Raw genomic sequence first — 19582 nt, 5'->3', positions numbered from 1 at the left:
ATGCTTCGTCATCTGCTGCTGATTACTCTGGTTGCCGCCCCTATGGCCGTACTGGCTCAACGCCCGGCCTTTCCTCAGCAACCCAAAACCGATATGCCTGATGCCCGCACTGCAGATGGATTCAAAGACACCGGTGCCATTACTTCAGGTATCGTGCCCGTAGCCCCCGTGGCCGAAGTGAAGAAGACGCTCAGTCAGCCCAACGTAGTCCTGCTCGATGTGCGCACGCCTGAAGAGTATGCCACCGGCCATCTGCCCGGAGCCGGCAACGTCGATTTCCGCGCCCCTGACCTGGCCGCGCAACTGCAGAAGCTTGACCCCAGCAAAACCTACGTACTCTACTGTGCCTCCGGCAACCGCAGCAACAAAACTGCCCTGCTCATGCAGGAAAAAGGCTTCAAGCACGTCATCAATGCCGGGGCTTACAAGGATTTGAAGGACGAGGTGAAGTAGCGTCAACCGCCGTAAATGACATGGGCCGTGCCAGAGCGCAATCCTGCCAGTCGGTTTTTTCCGTATCATTTACTACGACGCTGCTCACGTACTGCGGAGTAGGGTTAAGTCGTTCGCTGCATCCGCTACGTCAGGAGGCCTACCTCACGACCAAGTAGCCATCGGCGCACCAATTATAGCCCACCTTAACTCCTCACGCCATGCCCCGTCTGTTGCGCCCATTGTTTCTGTTTCCGCTATTTGCGGGCTTGGCGGCCTGTTCAGAAGGGGTGGAATCCATGCCTGAGATGCCCGCCCCGGCAGTTGGCGCGGCCCTGTACCGCGTTACGTTCGAAGCCAGCTGGAGTGCGGCCACGCATGCCAGCTTCCCGGCCGGCGCCCATTTCTCCGCCGTAGTAGGCGCTTCCCACCGCGCCGATGGCCTGCTGTTTCAGCCGGGTCAGCTGGCTAGTGCCGGCATCAAGGACATGGCCGAGCGGGGCAACAACACCAAACTGCGCGCCGAAATCAACGCTTTGCAAGGCAGTGGGGCCGCTTTTAGGCTGCTGGAAGGGCGGGGCAACATCAACTCGCCCGGCATGGTGGCCGACACCATCCGCCTGGATGCAGCGCATTCCCGGCTGAGCCTGGTAACCATGATTGCGCCGAGCCCGGATTGGTTTGTGGCGCTGGAAAATGAAAACCTGCTCGGAGCCGATGGGCAATGGGTAGCCGAGCGCCGGATAGCGGCCCGGGCCTACGATGCCGGTACCGACGGCGGCGCTACCTTCACGGCGCCCGACCAGCCGATGCTACCGGCCGGGGTAATCGTGCGGCTACCATTGCCCCCCCCAACTGGACCAGCCCCCGACGGCCCCCCACTGGGCAGCTGGCACCTGGAGCGCATCAAGTAAACGGCCCCTACAGCGTGCCGACAGACCTATTCGGTGGTTCGGGTTAAATAGACAAAACCTGCCATACCAAAAGCCCCTGACGTCAGTATTGACATCAGGGGCTTTTGCTTTTTACTTCTCCTCTTTGACTTCGAGCCTAGAAGCTCTGTACCATGTTGTTGTGCAGAGTGCGAGGGGTCCAGTAGCCGCTGGCGATGATGCGGCGAACGGTGAAGAGTGGGTCCTGCTGGTCGCGCTTTTCGGCCAGGATAAAGGCCGCGTCCATGCCGCGCGACTTCAGCTCCGGAATAGCTTCGGGGTTCCAGAGGCCGAAGGGGTAGGCGAAGTAGTTGACTTTCTTGCCCGTAATTTCTTCGAGCACTTTGGTGGGCTTCTCAATCTGCGTCACCCAGTCCTGGCCCTGGTACTTCTTCACGTTGTGGTGGTCCCAAGTGTGCGAGCCGATGACGTTGCCCTCATCGGAAAGCTGCTTGACCTGCGCCTTGCTCATGTAGCGGGGGCGGCCGAGGCTCACGGTCATGATGAAGTAAACACCCTTGAAGCCGTACTTTTCTAGCGTCGGGCGGGCCACCGTGAACTGGTCGAGGTCGGTATCGTCGAAGGTGAGCATGACCGGCTTGCTGGGCAGCGGGGCGCCGGTGGTGAGGTAGGCGTAGAGCTGGTCGGGCAGAATGGCGTGGTAGCCCGAGTCGGCCAGCATTTTCATCTGAGCCTTGAACTGAGCCACCGGAATGATGTAATCCTTAGCACCTTTCGAGTCAGATGACTTCCAGTCGCGAATTTGATGGTAGCACAGAATAGGTACCTGCTTACGGCCCAGAATGGTAGCGGCATCGGCCCGCTGGCCGGCCGGGATAGTAGCCGGGCTGCCGTTGTTCAGGCTGGCGGCTGTGGCGTTGCCGGCGGTTGGCGTGGCGGCGGTTTCGGCCGAGTCGGCGGCTATTTCGGTGGCGGCGGCAGCTGCTTCGGTGCCGGCGGCGGTTTTAGTTTCGGTGCAGGCGGGCAGCGCGGCCAGGGTGGCCAGCGCGGCGGCCAGCACAGGGTACTTCGTGAACTTCATGGGTGATTGGAACGCAGGCCGCTAAGAGGCGGGCCACAGGGGGAAATGCGGTGGAGGAAAAACAGATGAACCTTAGCTGCGGCGGCCGTATCTTGCCGCCGGTCCTTCTTTCTACAAAGCAACCGCTTATTTCCCGCATGGACAAACTCCGTGGCACCGGCGTGGCCCTGGTTACGCCCTTCCTCCCCTCCCCCGACCGCGCCGTAGACTACCCGGCCCTGCGCCGCCTCATCGATTTCCAGCTGGAAAACGGCACCGATTACCTCGTTATCAACGGCACCACCGCCGAGTCGCCGACCCTGACTATTGAGGAGCGCACCGAAATCCGGCGAGTGGCCCGCGAGCATACGGCCGGCCGCGCCCCACTGGTGTACGGGCTGGGCGGCAACGATACGGCCGCGATGGTGCGCAGCCTCGAAACCATCGACTTCAGCGGCTACGACGCGCTGCTGTCGGCTTCGCCCTACTACAACAAGCCCAGCCAGCGCGGCATCATCGCGCATTACCAGCGCGTGGCCGATGCCTCGCCGGTGCCGGTGCTGCTCTATAACGTGCCCGGCCGCACCAGCTCTAACCTCACGGCGGCTACTACCCTCGAACTGGCCCAGCACCCCAACATCATCGGCATCAAGGAAGCCAGTGGCAACCTGGAGCAGTGCATCGCCATTGCCGCTGCCAAACCCGCCGATTTCCTGCTGATTTCGGGCGACGACATGATGACGACGGCGCTCATCAGCTTCGGAGGCGCGGGCATCATCTCGGTGCTGGCCAACGCTTTTCCGAAACGCTTTTCCGACATGACCCGCGCCGCCTTGAACGGCAACTTTGCCGAAGCCAGCCAGTTGCTGTTCGGCTTCGCCCAGCTCAACCCGCTCATGTATGAGGAAAGCAACCCCGTGGGCGTAAAAGCCGCCCTGGCTGCTCAGGGCCTGTGTTCAGATGCCGTTCGGTTGCCGCTGCTCGAGGCTAGTGAGGGGCTGACTGCCCGGATTAAGGAGTTGCTGTAGGAAATGCAACACTTCGTCTGCCCTACTTGCGGTGAAACTCATGCTGGACCTTCTTTCTGCTTTGGAGCAGAATATCCTGATTTTTATTTCAGCATTCCGCTGGCAGAGCGAGATGAACGCATTGAAATCAACAAGGATTTGTGTGTAGTTGACGAAAGTCACTTCTTCATCCGCGGCCGCATTGAAATTCCAATTATTGGGCACGATGAGCCATTCTGTTGGAATGTCTGGACGTCGCTAAGCAAGGAGAATTTTGTAAGAGTTAACGAACTATGGCATGAAATAGGTCGTGAGCAAGAGCCGCCTTATTTCGGTTGGCTTCAAACTGTTCTCCCCGGCTATCCGAACACTTTAAGCATCAAGACGACGGTGCACACTCAGCCTGTTGGCACGATTCCCAAAGTCAGAATTATCGAGGAGGCTCATCCACTCTTAATAGAGCAGGAACATGGTGTAACGATGGAACGAGCCTTGCAAATTGTGCATGGCTTGTTTCATTCCGACAACTAAACTGTTACCAACCACTCGCCAGCACATCGGCAATGTGCAGGGTTTTGATGGGCTTTTGCTCGCGGCGGATGTAGGCGTCGAGGTGCATCAGGCAACTCGTGTCGGTGCTGATGAGGTAGTCGGCGCCGGTGGCCAGGGCGTGCTCTACCTTTTGCTCGGCCATGGCCACCGATATGGCTTCAAACTTCACGGCGAAAGTGCCGCCGAAGCCGCAGCAGGTTTCAGTTTCGGCCATTTCGAGGCGCTCCAGGCCGGCTACGGCATCGAGCAGCTGGCGCGGGGCCTCGCGGATGCCGCACTCACGCAGGGCCGCGCAGGAGTCGTGGTAGGTGTATTTACCGTTGAGTTGCGCCCGCGGAATGCTAGTGATGCCCATCACATCGACTAGGAACTCTGTGAGCTCGAAGGCCCGGCGCTGTACGCCGTGGTAGCGACCAGCATCGGGCGTGCCCTCGAACAGGTCGGCGTAGGTGTTGCGCACCATACCGATGCAGGAAGCCGAGGGGCTCACGATGTAGCGCTCCTGCTCGGTAGGGAAATCGGTGAGAAACTTGCGGGCCACGTCGCAGCTCTCGGTTTTGTAGCCCGCGTTGTAGGCCGGCTGCCCGCAGCAGGTTTGGTTGGCGTTGTAGTGCACCTCGCAGCCCACAGCCTCTAGCACCTTCACCATATTCATGGCCGTGTGCGGGAAAAGCTGGTCAACAAAGCAGGGAATGAAGATATCGACGAGTGTGGGCATAAACTTGATTTTTAAGTTGATTAGTACTCAACAACAAGCTGCCAATCACCTGGATTTTGAAAATCAGTCGAATAGGGCCGCTCGAAAATTTTGTACTCAAAAACGTCCTCTAAATACACTATAATTAAATCGGGCCCAAACTCAATTCGATACTCTGTCTCAACGGACACAATTCGATATTCCATCCCCACTTGCATTTCTACCCCATGCTCAAAAGGTTCTAGACAAAGCTCAAGCCGCACGGGCTGCCGGTTATAAAGATCTATGCTAATATTGTTGCTCATGCGCTAATGCCCCGCAAAGATGCGCTGATTCAGCCGCATAGCCTCATTCAGCGCCTCTAGGTTCACGCCGGGCTCCAAGCCAACCTGGGTGGAAAACTCCAGGAGTCGCTCGGTGGGCATGTTGCCGGTGAGGTCGTCGGCGGCCATCGGGCAGCCGCCATAGCCACCCAGCGCCCCGTCGAAGTGTCGGCAGCCGGCCTCGTAGGCGGCCTGCACTTTTTCCTGCCAGGTATCGGGCGTGGTGTGCAGGTGGGCCCCGAAACGGATGTGCGGGTAGGCGGCCGTCAGTTCGCGGAAAGCGGGGGCAATGGTGGCCGGCGTGCTGGCCCCGATGGTGTCGGACAGCGCCACGATGCCCACGCCCAGCGCATCGAGCTGCTGGGTGAACTCGCCCAGCACGGCCGGGCTCCAAGCGTCGCCGTAGGGGTTGCCGAAGCCCATGCTCAGGTACACCACCTGCTGCTGGCCGGTGCGGGCGCACACTTCCTGGATGCGGGCCACGTCGTCGAGGGCCTGGGCAATGCTTTTGTTGGTATTGCGCTGCTGAAAGGTTTCCGACACCGACAGCGGGAAACCAATGTAGCGAATTTGCGGGTGCGTAGCCGCCGTTTCGGCCCCGCGCAGGTTGGCCACAATAGCCAGTAGCATGGTGCCCGACTGGCTCAGGTCGAGTCCCTCCAGCACTTCGACCGTGTCGGCAAGCTGCGGAATGGCCTTGGGCGACACGAAGGAGCCGAAATCGAGGGTGCTGAAACCCACTTTGAGCAGGGCGTTGAGGTAGGCTATCTTGTCGGTGGTCGGGATGAATGTGGGCCAGCCCTGCATCGCGTCGCGGGGGCATTCGGTGAGGTAGAGCATGGGCGGGATGTGGGTGGAGCGTAAAGATAAACCCTCCCCCGACAACCCCAGCCTCACTCCTGCTCCACTCCTGCCAACGGCCCACCACCCCGCAGCGGCCGCCCTTCACGTTCAGAATCAGCAAGCCGCCCACGAAAGGGTTTTGCAAACAAGGGGAACACTACGCTTTTCCGCTGCCCGGACTTCCTATTGGGCACTGCCACCATCCGGGCTTCCTGCCGGGCCCACAGCTTGCGGGCGAACTACCCGGCGCGTTTCGGGGTTGAGACAGTCCCTTCCAGTATCGCCTTACTCTTCCCCACTCGCTTCATGCCGCACCGCCTTCGCGCCCTGCCTTTTCTGTTATTGATAACGCTGCTGAGCGCCTGTAGCCAGAACCAAACCCTACGCGGCCTCTTTCAGCAAACCACGCCCCACGAAACCTACGCCCGCCGCCTGCAACAGTCGGGCCTTGCCGAAACGGCCCTGGGGCGCGACTGGCTCCGGGCCGCCGACCAAGCGCTGCGCGACTCGCTCCTTGTGAAGCTGCCTTACCAGGAATCGGGCTTCTTCCCGGCCGACCGGGCCGTGGCGCTGGGGCTGCGCTATGGCGTGCGGGCGGGCGAGGCTATCCAGGTCAGCCTCACGCTGGCTCCCGGCACGGCCGCGCCCCGCGTGTTTCTCGACGCTTTTGAGCTCAGCCCCGACCAGCCTGCGCCCCGGCACCTGATGGCCGCCGATACAGCCAGCCTCTCGTTTCGCTACGTGGTGGAGGCCGACCGCCAGCATCTGCTGCGGGTGCAGCCTGAGCTGCTTCGTGGGGGCCGCTACTCGCTCAGCATCCGCCGCGAGCCCACCCTCAGCTTCCCGGTGCAGGGTAAGTCTGATAAGGCCATTGGCTCCTTCTGGGGCGCGGGGCGCGACGGCGGGGCCCGTCGCCACGAGGGCGTCGATATTTTTGCGGCCCGTGGTACGCCCGCCGTGGCCGCTGCCGCCGGCGTCGTTACCCGGGTAAACGAAACGCCGCTGGGTGGCCGGGTCGTGTGGCTTTCTACTGCCGATTTCAACGCCCACCTTTACTATGCCCACCTCGATAAGCAGCTGGTGCAGCCCGGCCAGCGCGTGCGCGTAGGCGATACGCTGGGGCTGGTAGGCAACACCGGCAACGCCCGCACCACGCCGCCCCACCTGCATTTCGGCGTGTACCGCAGCGGCGCCCTCGATCCGCTACCCTTTGTACGCAAGGCCGATGCACCAGCTGCAACGCCGGAGAAGCTGCCCGCCGAGCTGGGCCAGTACGTGCGGGCCCGGGCCCCACGGCTCCTGTTGCGCCCCACACCGGCCACTACCGCCAAGGCCCTGGCCGGCCGCACCGCTGCGCCTACCATCCCGCTGCTGGTGCTAGGCACCGTGCCCGGCTGGCTGCGGGTGCAGCTACCCGGCGGTGGCAGCGGCTTCGTGCCCGCCCCGGCCGTGCGGACTGCCGTACCGCTGCGCCGTGAAAAGCTGGCGGCCGAGGCCGAGCTGCGCTCTTTCCCGCTGCCCGGTGCACCGGCTGTGGCGGCACTACCGGCCCAAACCGCCGTGGCCGTACTGGGCGAGTTCGGGGGCTACCGTCTCGTGCGCCAGGCCAACGGCCGCACCGGCTGGGTTAAGGCCGGTTAAGCGACCGGGATAATGCGCGCCTGTTTTTTCCGGCTCTTCATTCGGGCTTCATATAGTCGCCCGTACGTTTGAACCGGTGATTGGAGCAAGAACGCGGAGTGGCTTTTTCAGAAGCTGTTCCGCGTTCTTGCTTTACTCCGGAGCAGCAGTTGCTTCGTATGTGGCTACGGCCGCTGTATCTTACCTCTTTCTACTACCTACATATGCGCGTTTTACTTTTCGCAACTGCTTTGCTGGCAGCTGAATTAGGCTTGGCATCAGCTGGTTTCGCCCAGACGACTTCTGCGGCTGCCGTGCCCGCCGCGCCCTGGGTTAGTAGCCTGGAAGTGGCTATGCAGCAGGCCAAGGCCACCAACCGGCCCGTGCTGGCCGTTTTTTCGGGTTCCGACTGGTGCAAGCCCTGCATTATGCTGAAGCAGGAAGTGTTCGATACGCCGGCCTTCGAGCAGTTCGCCCGCGACAGGTTTGTGCTGGCGCACTTCGATTTCCCGCGCAGCAAGAAGAACAAGCTGTCGGCTGAGCAGCAAAAACAAAACGAGCTGGCCGCCTCCAAGCTCAACCAGGAGGGCTCCTTTCCGCTGGTAATCTTGCTTTCGCCCGAGGGTAAGGTGTTGGCCAAAACCGGCTACCGGCCCGGCGGTGAGGCTGCCTACGAAGCGCACCTCACCGCCCTGCTGGCCCGCAAATAGAGCACCCTTTCGCCTTGGTTGGTGCCGCCTGAATAGCAGCACCAATCAGTTTCTTTTCGGCTCCGATTATCCAATTTGCTATGCCTGCCGCCTCCTTGCTGCGTTTTTTCTGGCTGCTGGTGCTTTTGCTGCCTTGGAAACCCATGAGCGCGGCCGCTCAGCTGCGCAACTTCAGCAAGCAGGCCCAACTCATGGGCTCGCACTTCACCTACACAGTAGTGGCCGACAACGACACGCTGGGCTGGACGTCGCTCAACGCCGCCATTGCCGAAACCCGCCGCATCGACCGGCTCATGTCGTTCTGGGATTCTACTTCCCAAATCACGCAAATCAACCGGGCCGCCGGCCTGCGCCCGGTGGTCGTCGACCAGGAAGTGTACGAGCTGATTGAGCGTACCCTGCGGATTTCGGCTTTGAGCGGTGGCGCCTTCGACATCACCTTCGCCTCGGCCGACAAAATCTACCGCTTTGACCGGCAGGACCACCCGCTGCCGCCCGAGGCCGTGCGCCGAGCCGCCGTGGCCCGCATCAACTACCGCCACGTACTGCTCGACCCCACCCGGCACACCGTTATGCTCCAGGAGAAGGGCATGCGCATCAATCTGGCCGGGGTGCTGCAGGGCTACGGCATCCGGCGGGCCCGGCAGGTACTCGATAAGCTGGGCATAAAAGGTGGCCTGCTCAACGGCTCGGGCGACATTCTGTGCTGGGGCCGGCAGGCCGACGGCTCGCTCTGGCGCGTGGCCATCGGCAACCCCGACCACCCCGGCAGCATTTCGAGCTGGGTGCAGGTAACCGATGTGGCCGTGGTAACGGCCGGCAACTACGAGCAGTATTTCACATCGGGCGGCAAGGTGTACGGCCACATCATCAACCCCGCCACCGGCCTGCCCGCCACCGGCCTGCGCTCCGTCACCATCATCTGTTCCGATGTAGAGCTGGCCGACTGCCTCGATGAAGTGGTATTCGTGAAGGGCGCCGTGGAGGGGCTGGCCTTCATCAACCAGCTCAAGGGCGTCGACTGCACCCTGATTACCGACGACAACCGCACGCTGGTTTCTAAAAACATGCAGATCAACTACTACCGCAACAGCGCCCCGGTACCGGCAACCCGCCGACCGTAACCGGGTAATTTATCGTACATTTTCTGGCGCTCCGCCCTCACGCTTTCTGTCCCCTGCTCATGCCGGATATTCCCGCTTTTATTTGCCTGCGCCGCCCGGCTCTTGGGCTGGCCTGTCTGCTGCTGGCGGCGGGCAGCCTGGGGGGCTGCGTGTCGGTGGCTGCCTACCAGAAGGTATACCTCAACGACGAGGATATGAAGCTGTCCAACAAGCGGATAGAAGTGTATGAAACCAACTTCGAGTCGTACCGCGAAGGTGCTGGCGGAGCCAATGGCGGCAAAGTTGGCGGCGGTTGCGGCTGTAATTAAAGCGGTTGACTTATTATACCGGGCCTGGTTTTTTGGAAGCGTGCTTTTCGCTTATTGTATGCGTTTGATTTGGACTAGGATGGTTTTTTTTCGGCGGTTGAGCATAGCGGCCTGCGGGGTACTGTTACCTACGCTGGCCTGGGCACAGGGGGGCACCACACCTAACCGCATAGACGGCTCCGGGGTGCCACTTCGCCTCCAGACCACTGCGCCCAGCACTTCGGTAGGCGAAACCGAAATCAATATTCTGGGGAGCTACTACCAGCAGGACGGCACGCATGGGGCCGTGCAGGGCGGGCGCGGCACCGAGTACCTCACCGACGTTACCCCCACCATCATTCTCAGTATCCCGCTCGATACGGTCAGCCGGCTCACGGCCAACATCGGGGCCGACTTTTACGCCTCCGCCTCCACCGACCGTATTGATGGCGTGGAGGGCCTTTTCCTCTCCACCCCTTCGGCCCGCGACACGCGCCTGCACGCCGATTTCGGCTACTCGCGCGAGAACAAGGCCAAGCGGCGCATCATTGGGTTGGGGGCCGGTGTATCGACTGAATACGACTACTTCTCGGTGAACGTGGCGGGCTCGTGGGCCAAGAGCTCCCGCGACGGCAACCGCGAGTTCAGCGTCGCCGGACAGGTGTACCTCGATAAGGCTACCCTTATTTACCCCACGGAGCTGCGCACCGGCCAGCAGCTCGTACCCACCGATAAGCGCCAGAGCTACAATTTGTCGCTGGTGTATTCGCAGGTAATCAACCAGCGGTTACAGGTTGCCGTCAGCACCGAGCTGGTATACCAGCGCGGGCTGCTGAGTACGTCCTTCCACCGGGTGTATTTCCGCGAGCCGGGCAACGTGGCTCCCAAGGTAGAGCAGCTGCCGCAGCGCCGCTTTAAGTACCCGGTAGCACTACGCGCGAGCTACTTCGCTTCCGACTTTGTGCAGCTGCGGGGTTTCTACCGCTTCTACAACGACAATTTCGGCATCACGGCCCACACCTTTGAGCTGGAAACGCCGCTGAAAGTAACGCCTTTCTTTGTGCTCTACCCCTTCTACCGCTACCACACCCAAACGGCGGCCAGGTACTTCGCCCCCTACGCCCAACATTCCAGCACCAGCGAGTTCTACACCTCCGACTACGACCTGTCGGATTTCTCGGCCAACAAGTTCGGACTGGGGCTGCGCTATTCGCCGGTGTACGGCATCAGTCGCTTCAAAACCCCCTTCGGCAACGGCCAGGGCGGCCGTAAAGTGGCCAAATTCAAGTCGCTCGATGTACGCTACGCCTATTACCAGCGCAACAACAACTTCAACGCCAACCTAGTCAGCTTCGACTTGGCCTTCACGATGCCATAAGGAAGTAATGAGTGGTGAATTGGTAGCCTGACGTATTCTCTGCTGAAACTGTTTGGCAAGTAGTTGCTGCTCCAAGAATCGTCCTCCTTCATACAAGCCAAAGCGCCGCCGGAGTATCTCCGGCGGCGCTTTGGCTTGTATGAAGGAGGACCGGACACTCGTGCGGCAGTGCAAGTAGCTTGCTTTTTATGTAGAAGCTGTTTAGTAAGTACCCGGAATCAATTACAACGTCATGCTGAGCTCAGCCGAAGCATCTCTACCGCTTCGTTGAATGACTGTAACGAAACGGTAGAGATGCTTCGGCTGCGCTCAGCATGACGTTCTTTTGACTTTCTAAACAGCTTCGTAGTCACTTACCCGTCCGAACAGGAACTGCTGGCTGTCTGCCAGAAGCTCCTGACTCAACCTTATTCGGCAATGACTACCGCACGCTTCAGGGCCTTGGAGAAGGCCAGGCGCCGCTCCCGGCCATCGGCCGAGGGGTAGTCGAAGCCAATGGCCCGGCTATCGGCTTTCACCGACGACCACGACTGAGCATCCACGTTTTCGGGCTGAACAGCTGCCTTTGGTACAGCCGGCTGCACAAACCGGTCGTCGCGGAAAAAGCCGTTCATGCCCTGCAGAATAGCAATTTCCTTGTCGCGCACAGTGGCCGTCTGCGGGTCGGTCATGTCCTGGTCGCGGATGAGGGCGGTGGCGGGCATCACCTCCTGGCGCAGCGTATCGCCGGTGCTGTTGAGGATAATAAAGTAAGCCCGCGACGAGGCAATTTTGGGCCCGCGCAGCTGCAACACAAAGGAATCTTTGTCCTTGGTTGAGGAGAAGTTATGGCTGGCGGTTACTGTGCGCAACACGGTCCGTTCGCTCACCCGGCCGCGGTTGGCCTCTAAGCCAGGCGTAAATTGACGGTCGGTGTTGCGGGAGGTGGCCACTTCGCGCTCCGTATTCAGGCAAGACGACAGCTGAAGCAGGCAAAAGGCTCCGGCAACGGGGATTAATAGTTTTTTCATGAGTAAACAGACGCAGCAACAATTCAGCCAGACAGCCTTTTGAAAGGCTCCAGCCCCGAAAGTTCGGGATTTCCCCGCATTCGGCCAATTATTAATATCCCTAAATCAATTGACTATTAATGCCCTGCCCCTACGCTTGCATAGCTGAGTGGCCGACAGTTCACTTATTTACGAAATCTGCCCGCCGACAGACTGTTTGGGGAAGTTTTTTTTGGTCGGAACTCAGAACACCCCTACTTCTATGCCCAGCAGCCAGCGCGGTAGCTCGGGGTAAATAGCCGGTGCCGAGCTGTTAAACGCATCGGCGAGGCGGTAGCGGCCTACCAGCGCATAGCGGCCCGCACCCAACCGCGTGCCCAGGCCCCAGTTCCAGCGGCTCAGGTAGGCTGGGCGTACTTCGCGCACCAGCGTCCGAGTACCCTGCCCCTGGCCGGGCCGGTCTTCGTAGCTGTGGTTGCTGCTTAGTGCCCAGCTGCCCCAGCCGCTTACGTCGAGGTAGTGCCCTACCACGTTCCCACGCCGTCCGAAACTCAGCCGGACAAAGGGCTCCAGCTGCAGCTGCGTAAGGCTCAGGGATTCGCGGTAGTGCGGCTGGGCGGTGGGCACCTGCTTGGCGCTGTTTTGCCGCAAGTGGTAGCGCAGATAGGCAAAGCGGGCATCCAGCCCGGCCGCCGTAGCCCCTGTTATGCGCCACTTGTTACGAAGCCCGGCAAACAGCTCGCCCGACTGAGGGTAACGTAGCGGGACTCCGGGCCCATCGGCGGCGCCCACCACGGCGGTGTAGCCCAGGTACAGGTGCTGGTAGAAAGCCCGATTGGGGCCGTAGCGCCCAGGAATGGTATCGGTGGCGGGGTCGGCGCGCAGTAGCACCCGCTGGGCCGCTGCCAGGCGGGGCCAAGCGGCCAGCAGCAGCAGGGCCAGCAAGGGTAGCCAAATGGGATTGTACCTTCTCATAAAGCGCTAAAGCTAGCCGTGTACCCCCGGTAATGCACCCGCAGCGTACCGCCGGCTGGCAGCTGCCGCAGCGGCACTCGCAGTATGGCCCGCTGGCTTACCTCCAGTACCTCGTAGCGCGTAATAAAGCCGCTGGCATCGCGCAGCTGCCAGTACAGCGGGGCCAGCGGCCCGACTGCAGCGGCGTTCGAGTCGTCCAGAGACTCGGCAACGGCCTCCAGCGGCAGCGAATAAGCGGGCACAACGGCCGCTTCGGGCCGGATGATGACACTAACGGCCGAGTCGGCGACCAAAAAATCGAAGGTAGAATCCGGCGCTGCCGCCGGCTGGCCGGCAGCGCTGAAGGCGGCTGCCCGGGGCAAGCCGTAACCGTGGGCATAGTCGAAATACGGATAGAGGTGCCCGGCCTGCTGCAGCCGGGCGAATAGCGCCATAACCGGCAAATCGCGCTGCTGCTGCCAGGCACAGGCCGCAAAGCCCGCCACCAGCGGGCTGGCAAACGAGGTACCTTCGACCCGTTCGAAGCCACCCGGCACGGCCGTTATGGCCACCCCAAAAGCCGACAGATTAGGTTTGAGCCGCCCGCCCGCCGCGGGCCCGTAGCTACTGAAAGACAGGTGCAGAAACGTATCGGGGGCGAGGCCGCCCACGGTTAGCACCGAGTCGGCATCGGCGGGCGTGCCAACGATGCGCCACCTGGGGTCATCACCAGCATTGCCGGCCGCATTCACTACCAGAATACCCTTGCGCACGGCTATGGCAGCGGCGCGGGCCACCAGACTGGCACGCCCATTCATCTGCTCCGGGAAGTAGCGGCGGTCGGTGTAGCCCAACGACGAGTTGATGATATCGGCTCCGTTCCGGTCGGCCCATTCGGCGGCGGCCAGCCAGGCCTCTTCCTCGGCGTACAACTCGCTCCCCTGCTGCTCGGTGCGGGCCAGCAGGAATTCGGCGGCCGGCGCCAGCCCCAGGAAAGTGCTGTCGGGCAGCTGGCCGGCCAGGCACGAAAGCACCTCGGTGCCGTGGCTGCCGCCCCGGTATACATCGGGGGTGCGGCGCAGGAAATCGTAGGTGGCTGCTATTGCCCGGCGGCGGTACAGGTGCGCGAAGGCCGGATGCGTGTCGGTGGCGCGGAAGCCCACATCGAACACGGCAATACGCAGCCCCTGCCCCTGCTGCCCCGCCTGCCGGAACCCGGTGGCCCCGAGCACGGCCGTTTGCCGGCGGGCCAGCACCAAATCGGCGGGCGAGAGGGGCGCGGGCGAACCAGCCGGCGGCACAGCAGGGCGTTGCAATTGGTGGGCTCCGGCAGGTAGCATGGGGCGCTCGGGCCAGGTCTCAACGCTGCGCACGCCGGGTAATAGCCGCATACGGGCTGCCTGGGCAGCGGTGGCCCGGCAGGCCACGGCATTAAACCAGCGGCTGACAAGCGTGACGGAATCGGTGAGTGCCTGCACCCGGGCCAGATAGTCGGGGCGGACCGGGAAATCGGTGCTGTCGGCGGCGGGCAGGTGCTGGCGGCGGCGGCGGGCCTGGGCAGCCGGGTCGAAATAGGCGGAGGGCTGCAGCGTCTGGCCCGCTTTGTCGCGGAACGTAACCCAGTAGCGGGCCGCAGAAGCCGCAGGAGCCGCAACGGGTGCGAGGTGCTGCGCGGCGGCTGGCAGCCCGGCCAGCAACCCCAGCCACAATATCAGATATTCACGAAACCGCAATTGTTCTCTTACCTAAAACCTGTTTCAGCTTCGAAGGTACAATAAAGCCTCATTCGGCGAAACACCGGCGGCGCACCAGCCGGCAACCAGCCCCACGGTTGAGCCGTTGTAGCGGTGTAGCTGCTCAGAATTATTTTTGCGGCGCTTCTGGACAATCATTTTCTGTTTTTTCATTTTTACTTTTCATATGTTCTTTTCTTCCGTTTTCCCCAAAGTGCTCTGCGGAGCTGCTCTGCTTGTTGGCTCGGCCAGCTGCGTGTCGCAGAAAAAATTTGACGCTGCGCAACGCTCTTTTCAGGAGGCAGCCCAGGCCCGCGACCAGTTACAGGTTGAGAAATCGGCCCTCGAAAATGAGAAGGCGCGCAATGAAGAATCGTTACGTAGTAATTTACTTTCCAAAAATCAGCAGGTAAACCAGCTTAACCAAAGCCTGAGCGGAGCCCAGCAGGAAAATTCGCAGCTTTCCACCGATTTGCGAACCAAGGAAGAGCGCATTGCCGAAATGCAGCGTGTGCTCGACCAGAAGGAAGCCGCTGTGAAGGCGCTGCGCCAGAAAGTAGGCGACGCGCTACTTGGTTTCAACGCCCAGGATTTGCAGGTAAATGTAAAAAACGGCAAAGTTTACGTGTCGCTTTCCGAGCAGCTACTCTTCAAGTCGGGCTCAACCAAAGTAGACCCTAAAGGCCAGGAAGCCCTCAAGAAACTGGCGGCCGCCCTGAAAGGCAACCAGGACGTGAACGTGCTGGTGGAAGGCCACACCGACAATGTACCGGTGCGCGGCGTAGTGAACGGGGCAAAGGACAACTGGGATTTGAGCGTGTTACGGGCAACCGAAATCACGCGTATCCTCACCGAATCGGGACTTTCTGATTCGCAGGTAACGCCTTCGGGCCGGGCGCAGTTTGTGCCTATTGCAGCCAACGACACTCCTGCCAACAAGGCGCTTAACCGCCGTACGGAGATTATTCTGACGCCTAAGCTCGACGAGCTATTTCAGATTCTCGAGCAGAATTAACGACCTGCCAGCCAATGTCTTTGCCTGTAATCGACGCACTCAGCAGTCGGTAATTCACAGGTAGAACTGCATCTTCTGGCCGTAAACTATGCAGTTTGCAGGACCAGTACTATTTCAAAAGCAGGTAGCCTGTTTATCCGATTTTTAATCCGGATAAACAGGCTACCTGCTTTTACAGTGGTAACTTTATTTATTCTCCTGGCTAGACATTTTATTGTTTTTCACGTATCGGGATTATTCCGGATGCAGAAATACTTGTGAAATAAAAATAAACAGGCAACTTTGCAACCTCATAATTTCTCAACCCAGTTATTTCCCCAATGGCAACCAACGACCTCAATAAGCTCCAGGAAATTCTCAACAGCGCCGAAGACAACCACGCGCTTTTGACCCGTATTCGGAAGCAGGCTTCTAAAATCAACAGCCTGATGGAAGAAATGAATGCTATGCTGGATCCTGATTACAAGATTGAAAAGAAGGAGCGCAAGCCGCGCGCTGCCAACAGCACCGGCAAAGGCCCCGGCCGTCCGCGCAAAAACGCCGCCGCCGAATAATATTCCCGGAAAGCATAGAACTGAAAATGCCCGGCTGCCAATGGCAGCCGGGCATTTTTTTGCGGCATATTTCTCAACAGACAGGCGAGACGCTTATAGTCCGTATTTGTTTAGCAGATAAATCAGCGCAGCCATGCTGGCACCGCCCAACTCCAGCTCGCGGCGGTTTACCTTATCAAAAGTATCGGCGGCGGTGTGGTGAATATCGAAATAGCGCTGCGAGTCGCAGTCGTAGCCCACTAGGGCCTGCACCTGGCCTTTCAGCGGGCCGATATCGGTGCCGGCGTGCCCCTGGGCAAACTGGCCGCTGCCGTAGGGAGCAAACAGGGGCTGCCAGACTTCAATTTTACGCACTACGGCCGGTGCGGCATCGATATTAAAGCCCCGGGGCGTAAAGCCGCCACCATCGGACTCCATTGCCGCAAGGTGGTTTTCGTTGTTGGCCTTCGCTATTTCGGCGTATTTAATGCCGCCGCGGTTGCCGTTTTCCTCGTTCATGAACAGCACGGCCCGCACGGTGCGTTCGGGGAGCAGGCCGGTGGCCTTCAGCAGGCGCAGCGCCTCTATGCTTTGCACGCAGCCCGTACCGTCGTCGTGGGCGCCTTGGCCCAGGTCCCAGGAGTCGAGGTGGCCGCCCACAGTAATGATCTGCACGGGATATTTGGTACCTTTTATCTCGCCGATGACATTGTAGCTTTTCACGTCGGGAAGGGTCTGGCAGCTCATTTCCAGCTCCACGCTCAGGTTGGAGTCGGCCTTGAGCAGCTGGCTCAGCTCATCGGCCCCCTTGGTGCTGAGGGCAGCGGCGGGCACCTTGGCCACGCCCTCTTGGTAGCTCATGGTGCCGGTGTGGGGCAGGTCGTCCTGGGCCAGCGTGAGGCTGCGCACGAGCGCGCCCACGGCCCCGCGCTTGGCGGCGGCCACTGCCCCGGAGCGGCGCTGGTCGCCGGCTTCGCCATAGGCTTTGCCCGTTTCTACATACAGCGGGTTCATGGGGCGGTTGAAGAACACAAACTTGCCCTTAACCTGCGCTTCGGGGAGAGCGGCCAGCTGGGCCAGGCTCTGCACCTCCACCACACCGGCGCGCAGCTTGCCGCCGGTGCCCACTGAGCCGCCCAGGGCAACCACGTTCAGGCTCACACCCTTGCCCTTATCGGCCCGGATGGTGGCTTTTTCGGGCTTGCCGCGCACCCAATGCGGCACCATTACCTCCTGCAGATACACGCGGTCGAGGCCTAGCTTTTCCATGGTTAGCTGCCCCCACTGCACGGCCTGGGCTGCCTGGGGCGAGCCGCTGAGCCGGGCGCCAATCTGGCCGGTAAGGTAGCGCAGGTTCTCGTAGCTCTGCCCCCGGGCCAGGGCCTCATCGTAGATGCGGCGGATGTTCACCGAGTCGGTGGCGGTGGGGGTTTGGGCCTGGGCGGCCAGCGGAACGGCAGGCAACAGCAGCGCCAGCGCAAGGGCGCGGCGGCGGAGGGCAGAAAGCATCATAGTAGAAGAAAGGAGGGAAAGCAAACCGGTACAGTGGCTAAGAGAAGCGTAAGCGGGCCGCCGGGTTGCAGCGCCCCGGCCCTGGCTAATGGCTCCGCACGCCGTAGTGATGCGCAACGGCCGTGGCGGGCAGGGCGGCATCGGCCGGCAGGCGCACCTCCAGCAGGTAGTCGTAGGCTTCGTCGGGGATGAGGGGCACGGGTCGGGGGGCACCCAAAGCATCCACGGTTTCGAGGATGGTGTTGGAGTGGCCCACTACCAGCACATTCTGGTTGGGGTAGTCGCGGCGGAGCCGGGCGGCCAGCGCGGGCAGGTCGCGGGCCTCGTAGAGCAACACCGGCAGGGCGCGGGCGGCGGCCAGGGGCTGGGCCGTAGTACGCGTGCGGGCGGTATTGGTGCTGAAAACGGCGCTCAGGCGCGTCTGGCGCGGAATAGCGGCGGCCAACGCCTGCGCCCGGGTCTGCCCTTCGGCCGTCAGGGGCGGGTCGGTGAGGCCGGGTGTGAGGTCTTTTTCGGCGTGGCGCACAATGTACACCCGGGTTACGGGGCCGGTGGCGGCCTCGGTGGGCGTTGCTTTACGCACGCAGGCCGCCAAAGTCATCAGCAGGCTAAAAAAAAGCAGAATCCGACGAGCAGACAGTTGTATCATGGGGAAAGAGCTGTTAAATCCGGGTGAGCAACCGGAAGGTGCTGGCGGCCGCACTTGGTTTGCATGGGCATGGGCCGCCGACAATTGTTTGCTCAAAGCTAAGCCAGATTCGGAACCGGACAATTTTGGGGGTGGTTGGATGCACCTAAAGATTGTATGGCGGGCTGTTGGCTTTCCTGGGCCGGATTAGCCCACTGCCTTTTCCTACCTTACCTTTCAGCGCCTTACCCCCGCCGCCATGCCCGCCCTCGAAGCCCGGAACCTGACCAAGCACTACGGAAGCCGCGCGGCGGTGCAGGACGTGTCGTTTCGGGTGGAAGCGGGCCAGACGCTGGTGCTGCTGGGGCCCAGCGGCTGCGGCAAAACTACGCTGCTGCGCATGCTCAACCGCCTCGTGGAGCCCGATACCGGCGTGGTGCTGGTTAACGGGCACGATGCCAGGAGCCAGCCGCCCGAACTGCTGCGCCGGGGCATGGGGTACGTGATTCAGCAGGTGGGGCTGCTGCCCCACTACACGGTAGCCGAAAATGTGGCGGTGGTGCCGCAGCTGCTGGGCCACGCCCCGGCCGCCGTAGCTGCCCGCACCGAGGAGCTGCTGCGCCGCTTGCACCTGCCGCCCGAGCAGTTCGCACACCAGTACCCCAACCAGCTTTCGGGGGGCCAGCAGCAGCGCGTGGGCCTGGCCCGGGCCCTGGCCGCCGACCCACCCATCATCCTGCTCGATGAACCCTTCGGCGCCCTCGACCCCATTACGCGGGCCAGTATCCGGCGCGAGTTCCGGGAGCTGCCCGAGCTGCGCCGCAAAACAATGGTGCTCGTCACCCACGACGTAACCGAAGCCTTCGAGCTGGCCGACCAGATTCTGCTGCTCGATGCCGGCCGGGTGCAGCAGCTGGGGCCGCCCCGCGAGCTGCTGCTGCGCCCCGCCAACAACTTCGTCCGCCGCTTCTTCGGGGCCGATCAGCTGGCCCTGCAACTCCGGGTTCTGCGGCTGGCCGACATACTATGCGAGCTACCAGACAACGAATATTTTCAACCATCAAGTATCAGTTATTCAGTCAATAATCCTCTTCCATCTACAGCATCAATACATGACACACTGGAGAAGCTGAGCCACATCCCGGCCCCGGCTTCCGGCGAGCCCACAGTGTGGGTGCAGGTGTCGAAAAGTACCGCCCGACCTCTCACCTACCCCACGCTTATGACCGCCTTCGGCCGGGCCATACGGCGGCTGAGGGAAGGGCCGTAAAGAACGAATGGGGGCGGGACTT

General features: G+C 61.3%; 19 protein-coding genes and 1 pseudogene. 12 read left to right on the top strand and 8 right to left on the bottom strand.

Going from position 1 to position 19582, the window contains the following annotated elements; genetic code table 11:
• Complete coding sequence (locus HW554_RS11350) at nt 1-453, top strand: rhodanese-like domain-containing protein (protein ID WP_176908705.1); 453 nt, start codon at nt 1-3, stop codon at nt 451-453.
• Between the two features lie 200 nt (nt 454-653).
• The gene (locus tag HW554_RS11345; RefSeq protein ID WP_176908704.1) at nt 654-1346 is read left to right on the top strand and encodes a spondin domain-containing protein; all 693 of its coding nucleotides are present in this window, start codon (nt 654-656) and stop codon (nt 1344-1346) included.
• A 136-nt stretch (nt 1347-1482) separates the two neighbouring features.
• Here HW554_RS11345 and HW554_RS11340 read toward each other — a convergent pair whose 3' ends face one another.
• Entirely contained in the window at nt 1483-2406 is a 924-nt protein-coding gene (locus HW554_RS11340) for a polysaccharide deacetylase family protein (protein WP_176908703.1), read from the bottom strand.
• A 137-nt stretch (nt 2407-2543) separates the two neighbouring features.
• Here HW554_RS11340 and dapA point away from each other — a divergent pair, with 137 nt between their 5' ends.
• Both dapA and HW554_RS11330 read left to right on the top strand, forming a co-directional pair.
• Nucleotides 2544-3413, top strand: a complete 870-nt coding sequence (dapA, locus tag HW554_RS11335) for a 4-hydroxy-tetrahydrodipicolinate synthase (protein ID WP_176908702.1) — start codon at nt 2544-2546, stop codon at nt 3411-3413.
• 3 nt (nt 3414-3416) lie between these two features.
• Nucleotides 3417-3923 carry a DUF2199 domain-containing protein gene (locus HW554_RS11330; protein ID WP_176908701.1) on the top strand — a complete coding sequence of 169 codons (507 nt, stop codon included), beginning with the start codon at nt 3417-3419 and terminating at the stop codon, nt 3921-3923.
• 4 nt (nt 3924-3927) lie between these two features.
• On the opposite strand, the gene HW554_RS11325 is transcribed toward HW554_RS11330, so the two are convergent.
• Both HW554_RS11325 and HW554_RS11320 read right to left on the bottom strand, forming a co-directional pair.
• The gene (locus HW554_RS11325; protein WP_176908700.1) at nt 3928-4662 is read right to left on the bottom strand and encodes a (Fe-S)-binding protein; all 735 of its coding nucleotides are present in this window, start codon (nt 4660-4662) and stop codon (nt 3928-3930) included.
• A 287-nt stretch (nt 4663-4949) separates the two neighbouring features.
• Entirely contained in the window at nt 4950-5804 is an 855-nt protein-coding gene (locus HW554_RS11320; RefSeq protein WP_176908699.1) for a hydroxymethylglutaryl-CoA lyase, read from the bottom strand.
• Nucleotides 5805-6113: 309 nt separating this feature from the next.
• On the opposite strand from HW554_RS11320, the gene HW554_RS11315 reads away from it, so the two are divergent.
• The 5 genes from HW554_RS11315 to HW554_RS11295 all read left to right on the top strand — a co-directional run bounded on the left by HW554_RS11315 (nt 6114) and on the right by HW554_RS11295 (nt 10926).
• Entirely contained in the window at nt 6114-7448 is a 1335-nt protein-coding gene (locus HW554_RS11315) for a M23 family metallopeptidase (protein WP_176908698.1), read from the top strand.
• Between the two features lie 203 nt (nt 7449-7651).
• Nucleotides 7652-8137, top strand: coding sequence for a thioredoxin family protein (locus tag HW554_RS11310; protein ID WP_176908697.1), 486 nt, complete (start codon nt 7652-7654; stop codon nt 8135-8137).
• Between the two features lie 80 nt (nt 8138-8217).
• The gene (locus tag HW554_RS11305; RefSeq protein ID WP_176908696.1) at nt 8218-9261 is read left to right on the top strand and encodes an FAD:protein FMN transferase; all 1044 of its coding nucleotides are present in this window, start codon (nt 8218-8220) and stop codon (nt 9259-9261) included.
• A 59-nt stretch (nt 9262-9320) separates the two neighbouring features.
• Nucleotides 9321-9569 (top strand): DUF4266 domain-containing protein, encoded by a 249-nt coding sequence (locus HW554_RS11300; RefSeq protein ID WP_176908695.1) that lies wholly within the window; start codon nt 9321-9323, stop codon nt 9567-9569.
• A 184-nt stretch (nt 9570-9753) separates the two neighbouring features.
• On the top strand, nt 9754-10926 hold the full coding sequence (locus tag HW554_RS11295; protein ID WP_176908694.1) for a DUF3570 domain-containing protein: 1173 nt from the start codon (nt 9754-9756) through the stop codon (nt 10924-10926).
• Nucleotides 10927-11333: 407 nt separating this feature from the next.
• On the opposite strand, the gene HW554_RS11290 is transcribed toward HW554_RS11295, so the two are convergent.
• The 3 genes from HW554_RS11290 to HW554_RS11280 form a co-directional block, all read right to left on the bottom strand.
• Nucleotides 11334-11936 carry a hypothetical protein gene (locus HW554_RS11290; protein ID WP_176908693.1) on the bottom strand — a complete coding sequence of 201 codons (603 nt, stop codon included), beginning with the start codon at nt 11934-11936 and terminating at the stop codon, nt 11334-11336.
• A 222-nt stretch (nt 11937-12158) separates the two neighbouring features.
• A complete protein-coding gene (locus tag HW554_RS11285) occupies nt 12159-12890 on the bottom strand; it encodes a hypothetical protein (RefSeq protein ID WP_176908692.1) in 732 nt (243 codons plus the stop codon).
• The gene (locus HW554_RS11280) at nt 12887-14602 is read right to left on the bottom strand and encodes a S8 family serine peptidase (protein WP_176908691.1); all 1716 of its coding nucleotides are present in this window, start codon (nt 14600-14602) and stop codon (nt 12887-12889) included. Before HW554_RS11280 ends, HW554_RS11285 begins: the two co-directional genes overlap by 4 nt.
• Nucleotides 14603-14789: 187 nt before the next feature.
• On the opposite strand from HW554_RS11280, the gene HW554_RS11275 reads away from it, so the two are divergent.
• Together HW554_RS11275 and HW554_RS11270 are read left to right on the top strand one after the other, a co-directional pair.
• Nucleotides 14790-15617, top strand: a complete 828-nt coding sequence (locus tag HW554_RS11275) for an OmpA family protein (RefSeq protein ID WP_176908690.1) — start codon at nt 14790-14792, stop codon at nt 15615-15617.
• 320 nt (nt 15618-15937) lie between these two features.
• Entirely contained in the window at nt 15938-16171 is a 234-nt protein-coding gene (locus tag HW554_RS11270; protein ID WP_176908689.1) for a hypothetical protein, read from the top strand.
• A gap of 93 nt (nt 16172-16264) precedes the next feature.
• Here HW554_RS11270 and HW554_RS11265 read toward each other — a convergent pair whose 3' ends face one another.
• Both HW554_RS11265 and HW554_RS11260 read right to left on the bottom strand, forming a co-directional pair.
• A complete protein-coding gene (locus tag HW554_RS11265; RefSeq protein WP_246285196.1) occupies nt 16265-17662 on the bottom strand; it encodes a M20/M25/M40 family metallo-hydrolase in 1398 nt (465 codons plus the stop codon).
• Between the two features lie 85 nt (nt 17663-17747).
• Nucleotides 17748-18311, bottom strand: a complete 564-nt coding sequence (locus tag HW554_RS11260) for a phosphoglycerate mutase family protein (RefSeq protein ID WP_176908688.1) — start codon at nt 18309-18311, stop codon at nt 17748-17750.
• A 238-nt stretch (nt 18312-18549) separates the two neighbouring features.
• On the opposite strand from HW554_RS11260, the pseudogene HW554_RS21080 reads away from it, so the two are divergent.
• A pseudogene (locus tag HW554_RS21080) lies at nt 18550-19032 on the top strand (ATP-binding cassette domain-containing protein); the annotation flags it as partial.
• Between the last annotated feature and the right edge of the window lie 550 nt (nt 19033-19582).

This window comes from Hymenobacter lapidiphilus (assembly GCF_013377885.1).
Classification (GTDB): Bacteria; Bacteroidota; Bacteroidia; order Cytophagales; family Hymenobacteraceae; genus Hymenobacter; species Hymenobacter lapidiphilus.
Note: the sequence above shows the minus strand (reverse complement) of the source record. Positions and strands in the feature narration are given on the sequence as shown.

Coding starts and splice junctions, on each gene's coding strand:
- HW554_RS11350 (WP_176908705.1), top strand. CDS start 1: ATGCTTCGTCATCTGCTGCTGATTACTCTGGTTGCCGCCCCTATGGCC.
- HW554_RS11345 (WP_176908704.1), top strand. CDS start 654: ATGCCCCGTCTGTTGCGCCCATTGTTTCTGTTTCCGCTATTTGCGGGC.
- HW554_RS11340 (WP_176908703.1), bottom strand. CDS start 2,406: ATGAAGTTCACGAAGTACCCTGTGCTGGCCGCCGCGCTGGCCACCCTG.
- dapA (WP_176908702.1), top strand. CDS start 2,544: ATGGACAAACTCCGTGGCACCGGCGTGGCCCTGGTTACGCCCTTCCTC.
- HW554_RS11330 (WP_176908701.1), top strand. CDS start 3,417: ATGCAACACTTCGTCTGCCCTACTTGCGGTGAAACTCATGCTGGACCT.
- HW554_RS11325 (WP_176908700.1), bottom strand. CDS start 4,662: ATGCCCACACTCGTCGATATCTTCATTCCCTGCTTTGTTGACCAGCTT.
- HW554_RS11320 (WP_176908699.1), bottom strand. CDS start 5,804: ATGCTCTACCTCACCGAATGCCCCCGCGACGCGATGCAGGGCTGGCCC.
- HW554_RS11315 (WP_176908698.1), top strand. CDS start 6,114: ATGCCGCACCGCCTTCGCGCCCTGCCTTTTCTGTTATTGATAACGCTG.
- HW554_RS11310 (WP_176908697.1), top strand. CDS start 7,652: ATGCGCGTTTTACTTTTCGCAACTGCTTTGCTGGCAGCTGAATTAGGC.
- HW554_RS11305 (WP_176908696.1), top strand. CDS start 8,218: ATGCCTGCCGCCTCCTTGCTGCGTTTTTTCTGGCTGCTGGTGCTTTTG.
- HW554_RS11300 (WP_176908695.1), top strand. CDS start 9,321: ATGCCGGATATTCCCGCTTTTATTTGCCTGCGCCGCCCGGCTCTTGGG.
- HW554_RS11290 (WP_176908693.1), bottom strand. CDS start 11,936: ATGAAAAAACTATTAATCCCCGTTGCCGGAGCCTTTTGCCTGCTTCAG.
- HW554_RS11285 (WP_176908692.1), bottom strand. CDS start 12,890: ATGAGAAGGTACAATCCCATTTGGCTACCCTTGCTGGCCCTGCTGCTG.
- HW554_RS11275 (WP_176908690.1), top strand. CDS start 14,790: ATGTTCTTTTCTTCCGTTTTCCCCAAAGTGCTCTGCGGAGCTGCTCTG.
- HW554_RS11270 (WP_176908689.1), top strand. CDS start 15,938: ATGGCAACCAACGACCTCAATAAGCTCCAGGAAATTCTCAACAGCGCC.
- HW554_RS11265 (WP_246285196.1), bottom strand. CDS start 17,662: ATGATGCTTTCTGCCCTCCGCCGCCGCGCCCTTGCGCTGGCGCTGCTG.
- HW554_RS11260 (WP_176908688.1), bottom strand. CDS start 18,311: ATGATACAACTGTCTGCTCGTCGGATTCTGCTTTTTTTTAGCCTGCTG.